Source organism: Streptomyces sp. NPDC058470 (assembly GCF_042721055.1).
Classification (GTDB): domain Bacteria; phylum Actinomycetota; class Actinomycetes; order Streptomycetales; family Streptomycetaceae; genus Streptomyces.
This window is the reverse complement of sequence record NZ_JBHXMF010000078.1, coordinates 12,182-32,590: the sequence shown is the minus strand read 5'-3', so window position 1 is coordinate 32,590 and position 20,409 is coordinate 12,182. Positions and strand designations below refer to the sequence as shown.

Sequence of the window (20,409 nt, the reverse complement as noted above, 5' to 3'; positions counted from 1 at the left end):
GTCGCAGAAGATCGACGTGGACGCGCGCGGCGAGATCCTGGAGCTGAAGAACACCATCAACACGATGGTCGACCAGCTCTCCGCCTTCGCGGACCAGGTGACGAGGGTCGCCCGTGAAGTGGGTACGGAGGGGCGGCTCGGCGGGCAGGCACAGGTGCCCGGCGTCGCCGGTGTGTGGCGCGACCTGACCGACTCCGTGAACGGCATGGCCGGCAACCTCACCGCCCAGGTGCGCAACATCGCGCAGGTCGCGACGGCGGTCGCCCGGGGTGACCTGTCGCAGAAGATCGACGTGGACGCGCGCGGCGAGATCCTGGAGCTGAAGAACACCCTCAACACGATGGTGGACCAGCTCTCGAACTTCGCCGAGCAGGTGACGCGAGTGGCCCGTGAGGTGGGTACCGAGGGGCAGTTGGGCGGTCAGGCCGAGGTGCAGGGTGTCTCCGGCACCTGGAAGGACCTCACCCAGTCGGTGAACTTCATGGCGAACAACCTCACCATCCAGGTGCGGAACATCGCCGAGGTCACGACGGCGGTCGCCAAGGGCGACCTCTCCAAGAAGATCACCGTCGACGCGAAGGGCGAGATCCTCGAACTCGTCACCACCGTCAACACGATGGTGGACCAGCTGTCCAACTTCGCCGAGCAGGTGACCCTGGTGGCCCGCGAGGTCGGCACCGAGGGCAACCTGGGCGGACAGGCTCGGGTCCCGGGTGTCACGGGCATCTGGAAGGACCTGAGCGACAACGTCAACGTGATGGCCAACAACCTGACCAACCAGGTGCGGAACATCTCGCAGGTCGCGGCCGCGGTGGCCAACGGTGACCTCACCAAGACGGTCACCGTCGAGGCGAGCGGTGAGGTCGCCCAGCTCGCCGACACCGTCAACACGATGGTGAAGACGCTGAGTTCGTTCGCCGACCAGGTCACCAAGGTGGCCCGCGAGGTGGGCACGGACGGCATCCTCGGCGGCCAGGCGCACGTACCGGGAGTCGCCGGCACGTGGAAGGACCTCACCGAGTCGGTGAACGGCATGGCGTCGAACCTGACCGGCCAGGTGCGCAACATCGCGATGGTCACCACGGCCATCGCGAAGGGTGACCTGACCAAGAAGATCGACATCGACGCCCGCGGCGAGATGCTGGAGCTCAAGACCACCATCAACACGATGGTCGACCAGCTGTCGTCCTTCGCCGAGGAGGTCACCCGGGTGGCCCGCGAGGTGGGCACGGAGGGCCAGCTGGGCGGCCAGGCGCGGGTGCGGGACGTCGACGGCACCTGGCGCGACCTCACGGAGTCCGTGAACGAGATGGCCGGGAACCTCACCCGGCAGGTGCGTGCCATGGCGCGGGTGGCGACCGCGGTGACGCGCGGCGACCTGAACCTGAAGATCGACGTGGACGCCTCCGGCGAGATGCAGGAACTGCAGGACTACATCAACAAGATGATCGCCAACCTGCGCGACACCACCATCGCCAACAAGGAACAGGACTGGCTCAAGGGCAACCTCGCCCGCATCTCCGCCCTGATGCAGGGCCGCCGCGACCTCGAGGACGTCGCTTCGCTGATCATGAGCGAGCTGACCCCCGTCGTCGCCGCGCAGCACGGCGCGTTCTTCCTCTCCATGCCGCTGGTCGACGGCAAGGACGCGCTCCTGGAGGACGAGGACGCGTACGAGCTGCGCATGCTCGGGTCGTACGGCTACTCGATGGGCTCCATGCCGACGTCGTTCCGGCCTGGCGAGGCGCTGATCGGGACGGCGGCCCAGGAGAAGCGCACGATTCTCGTGGAGAACGCTCCGAGCGGCTATCTGAAGATCTCCTCCGGGCTCGGCGAGGCGCCGCCGGCGCAGGTGATCGTCCTTCCGGTGCTCTTCGAAGCGACCGTGCTGGGCGTCATCGAACTGGCGTCGTTCACGCCGTTCACGCAGATCCAGAAGGACTTCCTGAACCAGATCGCCGAGATGATCGCGACGAGCGTCAACACCATCTCCGTCAACACGAAGACGGAGGTGCTGCTGAAGCAGTCGCAGGAGCTGACCGAGCAGCTCACGGACCGGTCGGCCGAGCTGGAGAGCCGGCAGAAGGCTCTGCAGGACTCCAACGCGCAGCTGGAGGAGAAGGCCGAGCAACTCGCCCAGCAGAACCGTGACATCGAGGTCAAGAACACCGAGATCGAAGAGGCCCGGCAGGTCCTGGAGGAGCGGGCCGAGCAGCTCGCGGTCTCGATGCGCTACAAGAGCGAGTTCCTGGCGAACATGTCGCACGAGCTGCGTACGCCGCTCAACTCCCTGCTGATCCTGGCCAAGCTGCTCGCCGACAACGCGGACACGAACCTCACCCCGAAGCAGGTCGAGTTCGCCGAGACGATCCACGGCGCGGGATCCGACCTGCTTCAGCTGATCAACGACATCCTCGACCTGTCGAAGGTCGAGGCAGGCAAGATGGACGTGTCCCCGACACGCATCGCGCTGGTCCAACTCGTCGACTACGTAGAGGCCACTTTCCGTCCCCTGACGGCAGAGAAGGGCCTCGATTTCTCCGTACGCGTGTCGCCGGAACTGCCCGCCACGCTGCACACCGACGAACAGCGCCTCCTCCAGGTGCTGCGCAACCTGCTCTCCAACGCGGTGAAGTTCACCGACTCCGGAGCGGTCGAGCTGGTGATCAGGCCCGCCGGTGCGGAGGTTCCGGTGGCCATCCGGGAGCAGCTCCTGGAGGCGGGTTCGCTGCGGGACGCGGACGCCGACCTGATCGCGTTCTCCGTGACGGACACCGGCATCGGGATCGCGGCCAGCAAGATGAGGGTGATCTTCGAGGCCTTCAAGCAGGCGGACGGCACGACGAGCCGGAAGTACGGCGGTACGGGCCTGGGTCTCTCCATCTCGCGCGAGATCGCGCGGCTGTTGGGCGGTGAGATCCACGCGCAGAGCGAACCCGGACGTGGCTCCACGTTCACGCTGTATTTGCCACTGCACCCCAGTGAACTGCCTCCCCAGGGCTACGGGCAGCTCGCGCCGGCGCTGGAGGCCGGGGAGTTGCTGGCCTCCGAGGCGGAGCTGGCCGGAGCGGGCATCCAGATGCCGGCCGAGGTGAAGTCGTACCAGGAGACCCAGAACGGGCCCGCCGCGCTCTTCCGGAGGCGCCGCAGGGCGGTGCCCGCGGACGAGCAGCGGAGCGCGTCGGCGGGGCAGCCGGGCGCGGCTCAGGAGCAGTGGGCGCCCGCGGGCCGGCCGGACGGGGCGCAGCAGCCGCGTCAGGGGATCCGGTTCGAGGGTGAGAAGGTGCTCATCGTCGACGACGACATCCGCAACGTGTTCGCGCTGACCAGTGTGTTGGAGCAGCACGGCCTGTCGGTGCTGTACGCGGAGAACGGCCGTGAGGGCATCGAAGTCCTGGAGCAGCACGACGATGTGACGGTCGTTCTGATGGACATCATGATGCCGGAGATGGACGGCTACGCGACGACGACGGCGATCCGCAGGATGCCGCAGTTCGCCGGGCTGCCGATCATCGCGCTCACCGCGAAGGCGATGAAGGGCGACCGGGAGAAGGCCATCGAGTCCGGCGCCTCCGACTACGTCACCAAGCCGGTCGATCCCGATCATCTGCTCACCGTGATGGAACAGTGGATGCGTGAGCGGTGACACACTCGTGTCGGGGCGCCTGTCGGGGCGGCCGTTCTCGCATAACTCACTGTGGCCGACGCGGTGTAGAAGTACGGGATTCGGGGAACCTTCTGGTCTCCCGCTGCGTTTCTGCTACGTGCACAGTGACATCGCAGTGACAGGGTGTGGCGACAGGCGGGGTGCGGCTACCATGACCGGCACAAGGGCGGGCGACGCAACGGAGTCGTCCCCTGGGGCGGCGCCCGGTGCACTGCCGGGGCGAGGAGGGCGGGCCATGGTGCAGAAGGCCAAGATCCTCCTGGTCGATGACCGGCCGGAGAATCTGCTGGCGCTGGAGGCGATCCTCTCCGCGCTCGATCAGACACTGGTGCGGGCATCGTCCGGGGAGGAAGCGCTCAAAGCACTACTCACGGACGACTTCGCGGTCATTTTGCTGGACGTCCAGATGCCAGGCATGGACGGTTTCGAAACCGCCGCGCACATCAAGCGGCGAGAACGGACCCGGGACATCCCGATCATCTTCCTCACCGCCATCAACCACGGCCCGCATCACACCTTCCGGGGGTATGCGGCCGGTGCGGTGGACTACATCTCCAAGCCGTTCGACCCGTGGGTGCTGCGCGCGAAGGTCTCCGTCTTCGTCGAGCTCTACATGAAGAACTGCCAACTCCGGGAGCAGGCGGCGCTGCTGCGGCTCCAGTTGGAGGGTGGCGGCAAAGCGGCGCTGAGCGGGGCCAAGGAGCCGGCCGGGCTGCTCGCCGAACTCTCCGCGCGGCTGGCGGCCGTTGAGGAACAGGCCGAGGCGCTGTCCAAGCAACTGGATGACGACTCGGCGGACGCGGCGGCGGTGGCGACCGCGGCCCATCTCGAACGCAAACTCACGGGCTTGCGCAGAGCCCTGGACGCCCTGGAGCCCGGCACGGGGAACGGTGCGGCTTCGGTGCCGTCGCAGAACTGAGCGGGCCGTTTCGGGAGCGGCTCAAGTACCCCTGTCCGTGGCCGGCGAAGCTCTTCAGATCGTCCCCGGGTCGGGTGAGTCGAGAGTGCGTTCGCGCGTCCGATGTGTGCCGCCGGTGTGTGCCAAGCAGCGCAAGGCCGGTGAGAAGGCGTCAGTTTCGGGTACCGCTCCGGGCGACACGAACGGGTGAAGCGGTAAGCACACGTGTCCGCTGTCGTCTCCACCGGTAACCTCACACACATGGCCTCACGTCAGTCCGCAGCCAAGAAGCCGCCCGCGAAGAAGGCGGCCGCTCCGACGAAGGCCCCCGCGAAAAAGGCCGCCGCGAAGAAGGCGCCTGCCAAGAAGGCCGCGGCGAAGAAGCCCGCACCCGCGCCGGCGCCCAATCCGACCGCGGGCGTGTACAAACTCGTCCGCGCCCTCTGGCTGGGGGTCGCGCACGCCGTCGGAGCGATGTTCCGCGGCATAGGGCGGGGCGCGAAGGGGCTCGACCCGGCGCACCGCAAGGACGGTGTCGCGCTGCTGCTGCTCGGCCTGGCACTGATCACCGCGGCGGGCACCTGGTCCAACCTGCAGGGCCCCGTCGGCGACCTCGTCGAGATGCTGGTCACCGGCGCCTTCGGCCGCCTCGACCTGCTGGTCCCGATACTGCTCGGTGTCATCGCGGCCCGGCTCATCCGGCATCCCGAGAAGCCCGAGGCGAACGGCCGCATCGTGATCGGCCTGTCCGCGCTCGTCATCGGCGTGCTCGGTCAGGTCCACATCGCGTGCGGGGCGCCCGCGCGCAGCGACGGCATGCAGGCCATAAGGGACGCCGGCGGGCTCATCGGTTGGGGTGCGTCCACCCCGCTGACGTACACGATGGGTGACGTCCTGGCCGTACCGCTCCTGGTGCTCCTCACGATCTTCGGACTGCTCGTCGTCACGGCGACCCCGGTCAACGCGATTCCGCAGCGGCTGCGGCTGCTCGGCCAGAAGCTGGGCATCGTCCAGGCCGACGACGAGGACCGCTTCGGGGAGGACGACGAGCGCTACGACGAGCAATGGCGTGAGGCGCTCCCCACACGCTCCAGGAGGCGCTCTCGGGCCCCTGAGGAGTACGACCCCGACATCGCCGAGCAGGAGGCGCTCAGCAGGCGCCGTGGCCGCTCCAGGCGGCCCGCCTTGCAGCAGCCCGACATGAACCGGCCGATGGACGCGGTGGACGTCGCCGCGGCCGCCGCTGCCGCGCTCGACGGGGCCGTGCTGCACGGGATGCCGCCCTCGGCGCTGGTCGCCGATCTGACGCAGGGCGTCGGTGTGGAACGGGACGGGTTCGAGGAGACGACGCCGGTCCCGGCCGCCCGCGCCAAGCTCGTCCCCGGAGCCAAGCGGCCCAAGCAGGAGGTGCTCAAGGCCGAGTCCGTCGTGCCCGACCTCACGAAGGCCGCGCCCGACGAGCCGCGCGAGCTGCCCCCGCGCGCGGAGCAGCTCCAGCTCTCCGGCGACATCACCTACTCCCTGCCGTCGCTCGACCTCCTGGAGCGCGGCGGCCCCGGCAAGACACGAAGCGCCGCCAACGACGCGGTGGTCGCCTCCCTTCAGAACGTCTTCATGGAGTTCAAGGTCGACGCCTCCGTCACCGGCTTCACACGCGGTCCGACGGTCACCCGCTACGAGGTCGAGCTCGGCCCCGCCGTGAAGGTCGAGCGGATCACGGCGCTCGCCAAGAACATCGCGTACGCCGTCGCCAGCCCCGATGTTCGGATCATCAGCCCGATCCCCGGCAAGTCGGCGGTCGGCATCGAGATCCCGAACTCCGACCGCGAGATGGTCAACCTGGGCGATGTACTGCGTCTCGCGGACGCCGCCGAGGACGACCATCCGATGCTCGTCGCGCTCGGCAAGAACGTCGAGGGCGGCTACGAGATGGCCAATCTCGCGAAGATGCCGCACGTCCTGGTGGCCGGAGCGACCGGCTCCGGCAAATCGTCGTGCATTAACTGCCTGATTACGTCCGTCATGGTCCGCGCGACCCCCGAGGACGTGCGCATGGTCCTCGTCGACCCCAAGCGCGTCGAGCTGACCGCGTACGAGGGCATCCCACACCTGATCACGCCCATCATCACCAACCCGAAGCGGGCGGCCGAGGCGCTGCAGTGGGTCGTACGGGAGATGGATCTGCGCTACGACGACCTCGCGGCGTTCGGGTACCGGCACATCGACGACTTCAACGAGGCCATCAGGAACGGCAAGGTGAAGCTGCCCGAGGGCAGTGAGCGCGAGCTGACGCCGTACCCGTATCTGCTGGTGATCGTCGACGAGCTCGCGGACCTGATGATGGTCGCGCCGCGGGACGTCGAGGACTCGATCGTGCGGATCACGCAGCTCGCGCGTGCGGCCGGAATCCACCTGGTGCTGGCCACGCAGCGGCCGTCCGTCGACGTCGTCACCGGTCTGATCAAGGCGAACGTGCCGTCACGGCTCGCGTTCGCCACCTCCTCGCTCGCCGACAGCCGGGTCATCCTCGACCAGCCGGGCGCCGAGAAGCTGATCGGCAAGGGCGACGGGCTCTTCCTGCCGATGGGGGCCAACAAGCCGATCCGGCTGCAGGGCGCCTTCGTCACCGAGGGCGAGATCGCGGCGATCGTGCAGCACTGCAAGGATCAGATGGCGCCGGTCTTCCGTGAGGACGTCACGGTGGGCACCAAGCAGAAGAAGGAGATCGACGAGGACATCGGCGACGACCTCGACCTGCTGTGCCAGGCGGCCGAACTGGTCGTCTCCACCCAGTTCGGGTCCACCTCCATGCTCCAGCGCAAACTGCGCGTCGGCTTCGCCAAGGCGGGGCGCCTGATGGACCTCATGGAGTCCCGAGGCATCGTGGGGCCGAGCGAGGGCTCCAAGGCGCGTGACGTTCTTGTGAAGGCTGATGAGCTGGATGGAGTGCTCGCCGTGATTCGCGGGGAAGCTGAGGCCTGAGGACAGCGGGAAGCCGAAGTGTGAGGAAACGGGACAGGCCGGCCGCTCCGCGCGTGAGTTCGCGGCAGATGGGTACTTGATCGTGACTCACCCGTAAGGGATCGGTGCGCAACCGTTTCCCTTCGGCGTACGTCAAGTTGAGCGAGGGGACACGTACGTGTCCCATCATCAGGATGACCGGCCATTCTGATGGCGTAAGAAGTCCTGCCGCCCGGTTGCCCCATCCTTTCCCACCCCCCCTAAACTGAACCTCCAGCACAGGTGGCTACACGCTCGAAAGGCGCCCCCGTGTCCATCGGCAATACCCCCGACGGCAACTCCCCCGAAGACGAGCGTCCGTTCGAAGACGACCGCGCGGCAGAGCAGCCTTCGATCGGCCGTGCCCTGCGGCAGGCCCGCATCGCGGCCGGGCTGACCGTCGATGACGTCAGCAACGCCACCCGGGTCCGCATCGCCATCATTCACTCGATCGAGCAGGACGACTTCGCTCCCTGTGGGGGTGACGTCTACGCGCGCGGTCACATCCGGACCCTGGCACGCGCCGTGCACATCGATCCCGCCGTGCTGCTTGCGCGCTACGACGCCGAGCACGGCGGGCGTCCCGCGCCGACGCCGGCCGCCCCGCTCTTCGAGGCGGAACGCATCCGTCCCGAGCGCCGCGGTCCCAACTGGACCGCCGCCATGGTCGCCGCGATCGTGGCGGTGATCGGCTTCGTCGGTTTCACCATGGTCAAGGGCGACGGCGGGGACGACTCGAACACGCAGGTCGCCGAGGGTTCCACGCCGACCACCAGCAAGCCCGCGGCCAAGCCGACCACGGCCAAGCCCGTCGACCCGAAGCCGGAGCCGTCCGACAGCGCCATCGCGGCCGCCCCGCAGGACAAGGTGACCGTCCAGGTGAGCGCCCCCGACGGGCGCAGCTGGATCTCCGCCAAGGACCACAACGGGCGGCTGCTCTTCGACGGCCTCCTGGAGCGAGGCCAGTCCAAGACCTTCCAGGACCAGGAGAAGATCGATCTGGTCCTTGGCGACGCGGGCGCCATTCAGCTGCACGTGAACGGCAAGGAAATCGCGGACGAGTTCCAGCCCGGTCAGGTCGAGCGCCTCACCTACACGAAGGGCGACCCCGAAGTCGGATAAGCGACTCGAGGGAGTACCCCCAAAGAGACGGGCACTCACGGGGTTGGCCAAGATCGGCCAACCCCGTCGACGTGGGGTGTCAGTGGGACGAAGTAGTCTTGAGCCCATGCCTGAACGCCGTACCGTCGCACTCGTCACCCTTGGCTGCGCCCGTAACGAGGTGGACTCGGAGGAGCTCGCAGGCCGCTTGGAGGCGGACGGCTGGCAACTCGTGGAGGACGCCGAGGACGCGGACGTAGCCGTCGTCAACACCTGTGGCTTCGTCGAGGCCGCCAAGAAGGACTCCGTCGACGCCCTCCTCGAGGCCAATGACCTCAAGGGCCACGGGAGAACCCAGGCCGTCGTGGCCGTGGGCTGCATGGCCGAGCGGTACGGCAAGGAGCTCGCCGAGGCGCTGCCCGAGGCCGACGGCGTACTCGGCTTCGACGACTACGCCGACATCTCCGAGCGCCTCCAGACCATCCTGAACGGCGGCATCCACGCCGCGCACACCCCCCGCGACCGTCGCAAGCTGCTGCCGATCAGCCCGGCCGAGCGGCAGTCTGTTTCCGACGTCGCGCTTCCCGGCCACGGCGCCCCCTCCGACCTTCCGGACGGTGTCGCTCCGGAGTCCGGCCCCCGCGCACCCCTGCGCCGCCGCCTCGACGGCTCGCCCGTCGCCTCGGTGAAGCTCGCCTCCGGCTGTGACCGGCGCTGCTCCTTTTGTGCCATCCCGTCCTTCCGCGGCTCGTTCATCTCGCGCCGCCCGAGCGACGTGCTCAACGAGACCCGCTGGCTCGCCGAGCAGGGCGTCAAGGAGGTCATGCTGGTCTCCGAGAACAACACCTCGTACGGCAAGGACCTCGGCGACATCCGCCTCCTGGAGACGCTGCTGCCCGAGCTGGCGGAGATCGAGGGCGTCGAGCGCGTGCGGGTCAGCTACCTGCAGCCTGCCGAGATGCGCCCCGGGCTCATCGACGTCCTCACCTCGACGCCGAACATCGCGCCCTACTTCGACCTCTCCTTCCAGCACTCCGCGCCCGATGTGCTACGCGCGATGCGGCGCTTCGGTGACACCGACCGCTTCCTGGAACTGCTCGACACCATCCGCTCCAAGGCTCCGCAGGCCGGTGTGCGGTCCAACTTCATCGTGGGTTTCCCGGGCGAGACCGAGGCCGATCTCGCCGAGTTGGAGCGGTTCCTGACGGGTGCGCGGCTCGACGCGATCGGTGTCTTCGGGTACTCGGACGAGGACGGCACGGAGGCGGCGACGTACGAGCACAAGCTCGACGTGGACGTGGTCGCGGAGCGGCTGGCGCGCGTCTCCCGGCTGGCCGAGGAGCTTGTCTCGCAGCGGGCGGAGGAGCGCGTCGGGGAGACGGTGAGTGTCCTGGTCGAGTCGGTGGACTCCGCGGAGGGCGCCTTCGGGCGCGCCGAGCACCAGGCGCCCGAGACGGACGGCCAGGTGCTCTTCACGAGCGGCGAAGGTCTGACCGTCGGCCGTATCGTCGAGGCCAAGGTGGTCGGTACGGAAGGTGTCGACCTGGTGGCCGAGCCGCTTCTGGGCTCGCTCCCGTGTACTGAGGAGGCGGGCAGATGACCGGAGCCCCGGCATCCGCGACGGGCGGCTCCCCCAGCGCGAAAGGGGCGGCGGGCGCTCCCGGCGCACCGGGGGGCGCGAAGCCGGTGCGGGCCGGGAAGCTGGGCGCTGCGGCCGTCAACCAGGCCAGCCTCTGGAACATCGCCAACCTTCTGACCATGCTCCGGCTCGTCCTCGTGCCCGGCTTCGTCGCCCTGATGCTGGCCGATGGCGGGTACGACCCCGCGATGCGCGCATGGGCCTGGGCGGCCTTCGCCGTCGCCATGATCACCGATATCTTCGACGGTCATCTGGCGCGCACGTACAACCTCGTCACCGACTTCGGGAAGATCGCCGACCCCATCGCCGACAAGGCGATCATGGGCGCGGCGCTGATCTGTCTGTCCTCCCTCGGCGATCTGCCGTGGTGGGTGACGGGGGTGATCCTCGGGCGAGAGCTCGGGATCACCCTGCTTCGTTTCGTGGTGATCCGTTACGGGGTCATCCCGGCAAGCCGCGGCGGCAAGCTGAAGACGCTGGTCCAGGGCACGGCGGTCGGGATGTACGTCCTGGCACTGACGGGGCCGCTGGCCACCCTGAGGTTCTGGGTGATGGCTGTGGCGGTCGTCCTGACCGTGGTCACGGGGCTCGACTATGTGAGACAAGCCATTGTGCTGCGCCGGAGTGGGCTCGCCGAGCGCCTGGCGGCCACCGAGGGGGCGAAGTGGTGAACTCCCTGGCCGCTGAAGTGCTGCGACTACTCACGGTGAGGGGCGAGACGCTTGCCGTGGCCGAGTCCCTCACCGGTGGCCTGGTGGCGACGGAAATCACAGCGGTGCCTGGGGCGTCCAAGGCCTTCCGTGGCTCCGTGACCGCGTACGCCACCGAGCTCAAGCATGAACTGCTCGGCGTCGACGCCACTCTGCTGGCCGAGCGTGGGGCGGTGGATCCGCAGGTCGCGGCCCAGATGGCGGCCGGCGTGCGCAAGGCTCTCGGCGCGGACTGGGGGATCGCGACGACCGGTGTCGCAGGGCCCGATCCGCAGGACGGACAGCCCGTCGGCACGGTATTCGTGGCCGTCGACGGACCCTCGGACGCCTTTTCCGATGCCGCCGGTGGCGGGAAAGTCGTACCGCTGCGGTTGAACGGCGGCCGTGCGGACATCCGTATGGAGAGTGCACAGAGCGTACTCGCACTGCTCCTGAAGGAGCTTGCGGGCGAACAGACCGGGAATGAGCGGGCACAGGATACGGAACAGAACGGGGGGTTTTGATGTTTGCAGCCCTGAGTGAACACGACATCGCTCCCCGCACGGCCGCGGCGCAAGGCGGTACGGTGGGGCGTGAAGGATGCGGCTACGCGGTCCGAGGAGGGAGCCACCGATGATTCTGCTCCGTCGCCTGCTGGGTGACGTGCTGCGTCGGCAGCGCCAGCGCCAGGGCCGTACTCTGCGCGAAGTCTCCTCGTCCGCCCGAGTCTCACTCGGCTATCTCTCCGAGGTGGAGCGGGGGCAGAAGGAGGCATCCTCCGAGCTGCTCTCCGCGATCTGCGACGCGTTGGACGTACGGATGTCCGAGCTCATGCGAGAAGTGAGCGACGAGCTCGCCCTCGCCGAGCTGGCACGGTCGGCTGCGGCCACCGAACAGGTGCCCGCACCGGTACGTCGCCCGATGCTCAATTCCGTATCGGTGACCGGCGTGCCACCGGAACGGGTCACGATCAAGGCGCCTGCGGAGGCGGTCGACGTCGTCGCCGCCTGACGCCCACGATGGTGGCGTTCATGAACTGCGAAAGCCTGTAGGAAGCCCTGGTCGGGGCCTTCGGGGAGACCTGGAGGAACTGGCCGGGGCTTTTGCATGCCTTCGATTGCCCCGCTCGTCCCCACTCACTTCCACTCGCCTTCGAGTGACCCGAATTGTGCGTATATGACATTGTTGGTGGCGTCGCGAGAATCGGAGGATTCTGATGTACGTCGTCAAGAGCTCGTTGCCCGAAGCGGACCTGAAGACCGTGGCTGAGGCCTTGCAGGGCGCACTGGTCGACTTGGTCGACCTCTCCCTGGTGGCGAAGCAGATCCACTGGAACGTGGTCGGACCACGCTTCCGCTCCGTCCATCTGCAGCTCGACGAGGTCGTGGACACCGCGCGGCTGCACTCCGACACCGTGGCGGAGCGCGCCTCGACACTGGGCGTCTCACCCGATGGACGCGCCGCCACCGTGGCCTCAACCAGTGGCATCGGCTCGACGCCCAACGGCTGGGTCAAGGACACGGACGCCGTCGGGGCGCTCGTGGATGCGCTGAGCGCGGTGATCACGCGGATGCGGGAACGGGTGGCGGCGACCGGGGACCCCGATCCGGTGAGCCAGGACATCTTCATCGGGATCACGGCCGACCTCGAGAAGCATCATTGGATGTTCCAGGCGGAGAACGTCGAGGCGGAGAACCGGTGACCCGCCCGCTGTGCGGGCTCAGGGTGCGTCTGTGTGCCGCCGGTGCGCTCTGTCGGGCGTGAGGGCGGTGTTCTAGCTTCGGGCTGGAGGTGGCGGCCATGGTAGGGCGAATAGTGCGTTGGGGGGTGGCTCTGGGGCTTGGCGGGCTGTGGTGGTGGAGTGTGCTCCGGCTCGCCCTGGTGCCTGGCGCGGGGGTCTTGGAGGGGGCGGTCGCGGCCGGCGGCTGGGGGCTGAGTCTGCTGCCGGTGCACTGTGTTCCGAAGGCGCGGGCGGGGCGGGGCGTGCGGGTGTCGTCGGGGGCGCGTGGGGCTGCTGTGGGGGAGTGAGGCGGGGGCGGTGCGGAGGGGGCTGGAGGCTGAGTCTCTGCTGCCGGTGTGCTGTGTTCCGAAGGCGTGGGTGGGGCGGGGTGCGCGGGTGTCGTCGGGGGCGCGTGGGCCTGCTGTGGGGTGGGGGCTGCAGTGCTCCCGGTGGGTGTGGCGCTCGGGCATCGCGGGTGGGGAGTGGAAAGGGGTGGACGAGTTTCTGGAGCGGGGGCTACCAAGGCATGGCGACGCCGCCGTTGGGGCGGAGGATCTGGCCCGTGGTGAACGCCGAGGCGTCGCAGGCCAGATGCAGTACGGCGTGGGCGACGTCCTCCGGTTCGCCGACGCGGCCCAGCGGGGCCAGTCGGGCCATGAATGCCTCGGTATGTGCGTGTGCCTCCCCGTCGTGCCGGTTGGTCATCGGCGTACGGATCCAGCCGGGCGCCACCGCATTGACGCGGATGCCGTGCGGGCCGGTCTCCGTCGCCAGGGTTTTCGTCAACTGGACGACCGCCGCCTTCGCCGCGCCGTAGCAGAACAGGCCGGGGCCGCCCGTGTCTACGGCGCCAGAGGCCATCGTGATGATGCTGCCCCGGGTACCGGTGTCGATCATCGCGCGGGCCGCTTCCTGACAGGCGTACAGCACGCCCTTGAAGTTGACGCTCAGTACGCGGTCCAGGTCCTCGTCCGTGGTCTCCAGGACCGGGCTGCTGTGCATGATCCCGGCGACCGCCGCCATGACGTCGAGGCGTTCGCAGGATGCGACGGCCTGCCTGAGTTGTTCGCGGTCGGTCACGTCGAGCGGGTGGGTGTGGGCGGTGCCGCCCTGCCCCTTGATCAGAGTTGCCGTCTCATGCAGGCCCTGCGCGTCGCGGTCCGCGCAGTGGACGGTGGCGCCCGCCTCGGCGAGCAGAACGGCGGACGCGCGGCCGATGCCGCTTGCCGCGCCGGTGACGAACGCGGTGCGTCCGGTGAGGTCGTACGCCTTGAGGGCCATGAAGGGACCGTACGAGGGTTTCTGACGGGTCGTCAATTGGCTGTACGGCGGTTACTTGTGCGGGGTTTGGCGGCGCCCGGTGGCGGTGTGGGGCCGGTTTGGCAGGTCGGGCACCAGTAGGTGGGGCGCTCGCGGGAGCCGTCGCCCTGGTCGGCCGAGCGGATCGGGGTGTGGCAGCGCAGGCAGGGGCGGGCTGTGCGGCCGTACACGTAGAGGTTCTGGTCGCGTCCCGTGGCGCTGTGTCCCTGGGTGCTGCGACCCGTGGTGTTGCGGGCCGCGGTGCTGGGGGTCGTGGTGTTGCGGGTCGGGCTGTCTCGGTTGGATTCGAGGAGCTTCTTCGCCAGGGCGGGCAGGTGAGCGGCGCGGTCGGCGGGGAGCGCGCCGATGGGGAGCCAGGGGGTGACGCCGAGGAGGAAGCACAGCTCGCTCTTGTAGACGTTGCCGATGCCGGCGAGATTGCGTTGGTCGAGCAGGGCTTCACCGAGCGGGCGGGCTGGGTCGCGCAGCAGATTCTGCAGGGCCTTGTCCGGGTTCCAGTCCGGGCCCAGGAGGTCGGGGCCGAGGTGGCCCACGGCGCGGTCCTCGTCGGTGGTGCGGATCAGTTCCAGCACAGGGAGCCGGTATCCGACGGCCGTGCGGTCCACGGTGCCGAGGATGGCTCGGATCTGGTGGGCGGGGCCGCCGCTCCAGCGCTGCCCGTTCGCGTACACCTTCCACGAACCGTCCATCCGCAGATGCGAGTGCAGGGTCAGACCGCCCTCGATCCTGGTGAGAAGGTGTTTGCCCCGCGGGGTCACGTCCAGGACGGTGCGGCCGGTGAGGTCGGCGGTGGCATACCTCGGTACCCGCAGGTCGGAGCGGGTCAGCACTTTGCCGGCGAGGGCGGTGTGCAGCCGCCTCGCGGCTTGCCAGACGGTGTCTCCTTCGGGCATGGGTCCAGGGTGGCATGTCGGGGAGGGGGACTCGGGGTGCCTCGGGGTGCTCCGGCGGGTGGGCGGGTGTCTCTGGGGCAGGGGGCGGGTTGCTCGGAGCTGGTTTGTGTCTTTGGGAGGCGCTACGCGCGCAGGCGCAGTCCGCGGGGGGTCGCGATGAAGCCTGCTCCTTCCAGGAGGGTGCCGAAGGGGGAGGTCAGGGCGGAGGTGCCGTTGACGCGTTCCACCGTGACCGTGCCGAGGGAGCCGGCGCGGGCCGCTGCCGCGAGGGACTCGGCGGCGGCGCGCAGACGGGCGTCCTGCGTGATGGTGCCGTCCGGGTCGGCGGGCCAGGCCAGCAGGGTCTTGCCGCCGCGCTCCATGTACAGCGTCAGCTCGCCGTCGACGAGCACGACCAGGGAGCCTGCCTTCCGGCCGGGCTTGTGTCCTGCGCCGGTCGGGGGCTCGGGCCACGGGAGGGCCGCGCCGTAGGCGTTGGCGGGGTCGGCGGCGGCAAGGACGATGGCTTGGGAGCTTGCGCGGCTGCGGGGGCGGGGGCGGTTGTTCGGGGGGCCGGCGATGTTGGGGAATCCAGGGCCCACGGGGGAGGGGGAGGGGGAGCGGGTTGAGAAGGCGGAGTCGGCCGAGTCGGCGGAGAAACTGTGGTCGTCGGTGAGGCTGGAGTCGGGTGGGAAGTCGGAGGAGTTCGCGGGGTCGAAGTCCTCCGGGTCGTGGAGGTTGTCGCGGTCGTCCGGATGGCTGGGAGCGTCGACGAAGCTGAGGGAGTCGGTCGGATCGAGACCGCTGGGAAAGCCGGAGGTGTGGTCGTCGTCGCCCGGGAAGCCGGGAGCGCGCGGGGTGTCGCGGTGACTGGCGGCGGCGCTGTGGGGTGGGGAACTGGCGTCGCCTGGGAAGTCCGGGGTGCCCGCGGAGGAGTGGCGGCCGGGAGAGTGTGCCGTGCCTGCAGAACCCTGGGGGTCTGAGGAGCCGCGGTCGGTCGGGAAGCTTGCGGTACTCGTGGAGTAGCGGTCGTCCGGGAAGGCGTGCTGGTCCGGGAATCCGTTCGGGAGCAGGTCCGGTTCGGACAGGGTTTCGCCCCGGTCCCGGGCGTTCGCCGCCGCGCGCAGGCGGTCCACCGCGCCGTCCATGGCGAACTGGGCCGCGCCGAGTCCTTCGACCACGTATCCGCGTCGTGCCTGGCCGCTGTCCTCGAAGGCGGACAGGATGCGGTAGATCGCGGAGAAACCGCCCTCGACGCCCTCGGCGGCGACAGCGCCTCGGGTCACCACGCCGTGCCGGTCGAGCAGTGTGCGGGCCAGGGCATGGGCGCGCACGGTGAGGTCGGGCTCACGGTCGGGGAGCAGGGACCAGCGGCCTGCCACGGTCGGCGGGCCGGTACGGGACTGGGGGCGCGCGGCGCCGGTCACGGAGCCGTAGCGTCCGCGTGGCATCGAGCGCTTGGCGCGGTGCGCCGTGGATCCGGCGGTGCGGCCAGAGCCCAGAAGGGAGCGCATGGGGGCGAGCGTGTCGTTCGTGAGCCGCCCCGACCAGGTCAGGTCCCAGACCGCGTCGGCCAGTTGAGGATCGGTGACGTCCGGGTGCGTGGTCGCGCGGACCTGGTCGGTGATCTGACGGAAGAAGAGGCCGTAGCCCCCGGATAGGGCGTCCAGGATGGATTGGTGGAGGGCGGTGAGCTCCAAGGGGTGTGGGGAGGGAAGGAGCAGCGGGGCGGCGTCCGCCAGGTACAGCGAGACCCAGCCGTCCTTGCCCGGCAGTGACCCGGCCCCGGCCCAGACCACCTCGCCGGCCGCGGTGAGCTCATCAAGGTGTGCGGGGGCGTAGCCGGTGACCCGGGACGGCAGGACGAGCTTCTCCAGCGCGGAGGCGGGAACCGACGCGCCCTGCAACTGCTCGATGGCGCGCACCAGTCCGTCGATGCCGCGCAGCCCATGACCGCTGCCGATGTGCTGCCACTGCGGCAGGAACTGCGCGAGCGCGGCGGGCGGCACCGGCTCCAACTCGTGACGCAGAGCCGCGAGCGAACGGCGCCGCAGCCTGCGCAGCACCGCCGCGTCACACCACTCCTGACCGATCCCGGCCGGATGGAACTCCCCCTGCACGACGCGTCCGGCCGAGGCGAGTCGCTGCAGGGCGCCGTCCGTGACGGCCGTGCCGAGCCCGAAGCGGGCGGCGGCCGTCGTCGACGTGAACGGGCCGTGGGTGCGCGCGTACCGCGCGAGGAGGTCGCCGAGCGGGTCCTTGACCGGTTCGGTGAAGGCCTCCGGGACACCGACGGGCAAGGCCGTACCGAGCGCGTCACGCAGCCGGCCCGCGTCCTCGATCGCGGCCCAGTGGTCCGCTCCGGCGACCCGGACCCGGATGGCGCGGCGCGAGGCGGCCAGTTCCTGGGCCCACTGCGGCTCGGCGCCGCGCTCGGCCAGTTCCGCGGCGGTGAGCGGGCCGAGCAGGCGCAGTCGGTCCGCGACGCCTTCGATGTCCTTGACGCGGCGGTCCTCGGTGAGCCACTGGAGTTCCCGCTCGAGCTCGGTCAGAACCTCGGGGTCGAGCAGCTCGCGCAGCTCGGCCTGGCCAAGGAGTTCGGCGAGGAGCCGTGAGTCCAGGGACAGGGCGGCGGCGCGCCGCTCAGCGAGCGGTGAGTCGCCCTCGTACAGGAACTGGGCGACGTATCCGAAGAGCAGCGAGCGGGCGAACGGCGAGGGCTCCGGTGTGGTGACCTCGACCAGGCGCACCTTGCGGGACTCGATGTCGCCCATCAGCTCTGTGAGGCCAGGGACGTCGAAGACGTCCTGGAGGCATTCGCGAACGGCCTCCAGGACGATCGGGAACGAACCGTACTCGCTTGCCACCTCAAGTAGTTGGGCGGCGCGCTGCCGTTGCTGCCACAGCGGAGTGCGCTTTCCGGGGCTGCGGCGCGGCAGCAGGAGGGCCCGAGCGGCGCACTCGCGGAAACGGGACGCGAACAGCGCCGAGCCGCCCACCTGGTCGGTGACGATCTGGTTGACGTCACCCTTGTCGAAGGCGACGTCCGCGGCGCCGACGGGGGCTTGGTCGGCGTCGTACTCCAGCCCGGCCTTCGTCGGTGCCTGGTCGAGCAGGTCCAGGCTCAGCAGATCGGCGTCGGGCAGCCGCAGCACGATGCCGTCGTCCGCATGCATGACCTGGGCGTCCATGCCGTAGCGCTCGGAGAGCTTGGCGCCGAGCGCGAGGGCCCAGGGGGCGTGGACCTGTGCGCCGAAGGGGGAGTGCACGACGACTCGCCAGTCGCCCAGCTCGTCGCGGAACCGCTCGACGACGATGGTGCGGTCGTCCGGGATGTGACCGCATGCCTCGCGCTGTTCGGCGAGGTACGAGAGCACGTTGTCGGCTGCCCAGGCGTCCAGTCCCGCGGCGAGCAGCCGGGGCCGGGCGTCTTCCTTGGGGAGGGAGCCCACCTCGCGGAGGAACGCGCCGACCGCGCGGCCCAGTTCGAGTGGGCGGCCGAGCTGGTCGCCCTTCCAGAACGGCAGCCTGCCGGGGACACCCGGTGCGGGAGAGACCAGGACGCGGTCGCGGGTGATGTCCTCGATGCGCCAGGAGCTGGTGCCGAGCGTGAAGACGTCGCCGACACGGGACTCGTAGACCATCTCCTCGTCGAGCTCGCCGACCCGGCCACCCCCCTTCTTGGGGTCGGCTCCCGCGAGGAAGACCCCGAAGAGGCCGCGGTCGGGGATCGTGCCCCCGGAGGTGACGGCGAGGCGCTGCGCACCGGGGCGCCCGGTGACCGTACCGGCGACACGGTCCCACACCACTCGGGGCCGCAACTCCGCGAAGGCGTCGGACGGATACCGGCCCGCGAGCATGTCGAGGACGGCCGTGAACGCCGACTCCGGGAGCGAGGCGAAGGGCGCCGCACGGCGGACCGTGGTGAGCAGGTCGTCGACCTGCCAGGTGTCGAGGGCGGTCATCGCGACGAGCTGCTGAGCGAGCACGTCCAGCGGGTTGGCCGGCACCCGGAGGGACTCGATGGAGCCGGTGCGCATCCGCTCGGTGACCACGGCGGCCTGCACCAGGTCGCCACGGTACTTGGGGAAGACGACGCCCGTGGAGACCGCACCCACCTGGTGGCCCGCCCGGCCCACGCGCTGGAGCCCGGAGGCCACGGACGGCGGCGACTCGACCTGGATGACGAGATCCACCGCGCCCATGTCGATGCCGAGTTCGAGGCTGGAGGTGGCGACCACGGCGGGCAGGCGGCCCGCCTTCAGGTCCTCCTCGACGAGGGCACGCTGCTCCTTGGAGACCGAGCCGTGGTGCGCGCGGGCGAGGACCGGTGGGGCGCCCTGTGCCGCGCCCGAGCCGCCCATCAGCTCGGCAGGGGCGTGGGCCTCTTCGAGGGGCTCGCCGGTCGCCCGCTCGTACGCGATCTCGTTGAGCCGGTTGCAGAGTCGCTCCGCCAGGCGGCGGGAGTTGGCGAACACGATGGTGGAACGGTGGGACTGGACGAGGTCGGCGATCCGCTCCTCGACGTGCGGCCAGATAGAGGGCTTCTCCGCGCCTTCGTTGGCATCGGCGACCGGAGAGCCGCCCAACTCGCCCAAGTCCTCGACCGGGACGACTACGGAGAGGTCGAATTCCTTGCCGGACGGCGGCTGGACGATCTCCACCTTGCGCTGGGGTGACAGATAGCGCGCGACCTCGTCCACCGGACGCACGGTGGCGGAGAGGCCGATGCGGCGGGCCGGCTTGGGCAGCAGCTCGTCGAGGCGCTCCAGGGTGAGCGCGAGATGGGCGCCGCGCTTGGTGCCCGCCACCGCGTGCACCTCGTCCAGGATCACCGTCTCGATGCCCGTCAGCGCCTCGCGCGTGGCCGACGTCAGCATCAGGAACAGCGACTCGGGGGTGGTGATCAGGATGTCCGGCGGACGGATGGCGAGGGCGCGGCGCTCGGCGGGCGGGGTGTCGCCGGAGCGGATGCCGACCTTCACCTCGGGCTCGGGCAGCCCGAGCCGCACCGACTCCTGCCGGATGCCGGTGAGCGGACTGCGCAGGTTCCGCTCCACGTCCACCGCCAGGGCCTTGAGCGGTGAGACGTACAGCACCCGGCAGCGCTTCTTGGGGTCGGCAGGCGGCGGGGTCGAGGCGAGTTGGTCGAGCGCGGCGAGGAACGCGGCCAGAGTCTTGCCGGAGCCGGTCGGGGCGACGACAAGGACATCCGAGCCCGCACCGATGGCCGCCCACGCCCCGGCCTGGGCCGCGGTGGGCGCGGAGAACGCCCCCGTGAACCAGCCGCGGGTCGCGGGGGAGAAGCCGTCGAGGGCTCGGTGTGCGGAGCTGACCATGCGTCCATCCTGCACCCGGCCACTGACAATCGCTCTGACCTGCGGAAATGTGATGACGGAGGTTGTGCCGGGGGACGGAGGGCCGTACGGCGGCAGTGGCGCCGGTCGGCTGGGCCGCCTCGGTCGGTGGGAGCGGCCTCGTACGGGTGCGCCGAACGCGACCT

Annotated in this window: 13 protein-coding genes; 10 read left to right on the top strand and 3 right to left on the bottom strand. The window is 69.8% G+C overall.

The features are described 5' to 3' along the window. The 10 genes from ACFWP7_RS37925 to ACFWP7_RS37880 form a co-directional block, all read left to right on the top strand. Positions 1–3,646 (top strand): HAMP domain-containing protein (locus tag ACFWP7_RS37925; protein WP_384391581.1); only part of this gene is annotated, 3,646 nt, incomplete at its 5' end. Positions 3,647–3,902: 256 nt separating this feature from the next. Further along, complete coding sequence (locus ACFWP7_RS37920; RefSeq protein ID WP_384391578.1) at positions 3,903–4,586, top strand: two-component system response regulator; 684 nt, start codon at positions 3,903–3,905, stop codon at positions 4,584–4,586. Positions 4,587–4,826: 240 nt separating this feature from the next. Next, entirely contained in the window at positions 4,827–7,547 is a 2,721-nt protein-coding gene (locus ACFWP7_RS37915) for a DNA translocase FtsK (protein WP_384391575.1), read from the top strand. A gap of 288 nt (positions 7,548–7,835) precedes the next feature. Further along, the gene (locus ACFWP7_RS37910) at positions 7,836–8,687 is read left to right on the top strand and encodes a helix-turn-helix domain-containing protein (protein WP_384391572.1); all 852 of its coding nucleotides are present in this window, start codon (positions 7,836–7,838) and stop codon (positions 8,685–8,687) included. 106 nt (positions 8,688–8,793) lie between these two features. Next, the gene (gene rimO / locus ACFWP7_RS37905; RefSeq protein WP_384391570.1) at positions 8,794–10,266 is read left to right on the top strand and encodes a 30S ribosomal protein S12 methylthiotransferase RimO; all 1,473 of its coding nucleotides are present in this window, start codon (positions 8,794–8,796) and stop codon (positions 10,264–10,266) included. Further along, positions 10,263–10,976 (top strand): CDP-diacylglycerol--glycerol-3-phosphate 3-phosphatidyltransferase, encoded by a 714-nt coding sequence (pgsA, locus tag ACFWP7_RS37900; protein WP_384391567.1) that lies wholly within the window; start codon positions 10,263–10,265, stop codon positions 10,974–10,976. Before rimO ends, pgsA begins: the two co-directional genes overlap by 4 nt. Continuing rightward, positions 10,973–11,518, top strand: a complete 546-nt coding sequence (locus tag ACFWP7_RS37895) for a CinA family protein (protein ID WP_384391593.1) — start codon at positions 10,973–10,975, stop codon at positions 11,516–11,518. The genes pgsA and ACFWP7_RS37895 overlap by 4 nt, the downstream gene beginning before the upstream one ends. A 109-nt stretch (positions 11,519–11,627) precedes the next feature. After that, positions 11,628–12,005: a helix-turn-helix domain-containing protein gene (locus tag ACFWP7_RS37890; protein ID WP_384391564.1), complete on the top strand. Its 378-nt coding sequence runs from the start codon at positions 11,628–11,630 to the stop codon at positions 12,003–12,005. 205 nt (positions 12,006–12,210) lie between these two features. Next, positions 12,211–12,696, top strand: coding sequence for a Dps family protein (locus ACFWP7_RS37885; protein ID WP_384391561.1), 486 nt, complete (start codon positions 12,211–12,213; stop codon positions 12,694–12,696). A 98-nt stretch (positions 12,697–12,794) separates the two neighbouring features. Further along, positions 12,795–13,022 carry a hypothetical protein gene (locus ACFWP7_RS37880; protein ID WP_384391559.1) on the top strand — a complete coding sequence of 76 codons (228 nt, stop codon included), beginning with the start codon at positions 12,795–12,797 and terminating at the stop codon, positions 13,020–13,022. 208 nt (positions 13,023–13,230) lie between these two features. Here the strand turns inward: ACFWP7_RS37880 and ACFWP7_RS37875 are convergent, their stop codons facing one another. The 3 genes from ACFWP7_RS37875 to ACFWP7_RS37865 form a co-directional block, all read right to left on the bottom strand. Then, positions 13,231–13,995, bottom strand: a complete 765-nt coding sequence (locus ACFWP7_RS37875; RefSeq protein ID WP_384391556.1) for an SDR family NAD(P)-dependent oxidoreductase — start codon at positions 13,993–13,995, stop codon at positions 13,231–13,233. A 32-nt stretch (positions 13,996–14,027) separates the two neighbouring features. After that, positions 14,028–14,927 carry an Fpg/Nei family DNA glycosylase gene (locus tag ACFWP7_RS37870; RefSeq protein ID WP_384391552.1) on the bottom strand — a complete coding sequence of 300 codons (900 nt, stop codon included), beginning with the start codon at positions 14,925–14,927 and terminating at the stop codon, positions 14,028–14,030. Between the two features lie 122 nt (positions 14,928–15,049). Beyond that, entirely contained in the window at positions 15,050–20,245 is a 5,196-nt protein-coding gene (locus ACFWP7_RS37865; protein ID WP_384391550.1) for an ATP-dependent helicase, read from the bottom strand. Between the last annotated feature and the right edge of the window lie 164 nt (positions 20,246–20,409).

Coding starts and splice junctions, on each gene's coding strand:
- ACFWP7_RS37865 (WP_384391550.1), bottom strand. CDS start 20,245: ATGGTCAGCTCCGCACACCGAGCCCTCGACGGCTTCTCCCCCGCGACC.
- ACFWP7_RS37885 (WP_384391561.1), top strand. CDS start 12,211: ATGTACGTCGTCAAGAGCTCGTTGCCCGAAGCGGACCTGAAGACCGTG.
- ACFWP7_RS37890 (WP_384391564.1), top strand. CDS start 11,628: ATGATTCTGCTCCGTCGCCTGCTGGGTGACGTGCTGCGTCGGCAGCGC.
- ACFWP7_RS37875 (WP_384391556.1), bottom strand. CDS start 13,995: ATGGCCCTCAAGGCGTACGACCTCACCGGACGCACCGCGTTCGTCACC.
- pgsA (WP_384391567.1), top strand. CDS start 10,263: ATGACCGGAGCCCCGGCATCCGCGACGGGCGGCTCCCCCAGCGCGAAA.
- ACFWP7_RS37915 (WP_384391575.1), top strand. CDS start 4,827: ATGGCCTCACGTCAGTCCGCAGCCAAGAAGCCGCCCGCGAAGAAGGCG.
- ACFWP7_RS37880 (WP_384391559.1), top strand. CDS start 12,795: ATGGTAGGGCGAATAGTGCGTTGGGGGGTGGCTCTGGGGCTTGGCGGG.
- rimO (WP_384391570.1), top strand. CDS start 8,794: ATGCCTGAACGCCGTACCGTCGCACTCGTCACCCTTGGCTGCGCCCGT.
- ACFWP7_RS37920 (WP_384391578.1), top strand. CDS start 3,903: ATGGTGCAGAAGGCCAAGATCCTCCTGGTCGATGACCGGCCGGAGAAT.
- ACFWP7_RS37870 (WP_384391552.1), bottom strand. CDS start 14,927: ATGCCCGAAGGAGACACCGTCTGGCAAGCCGCGAGGCGGCTGCACACC.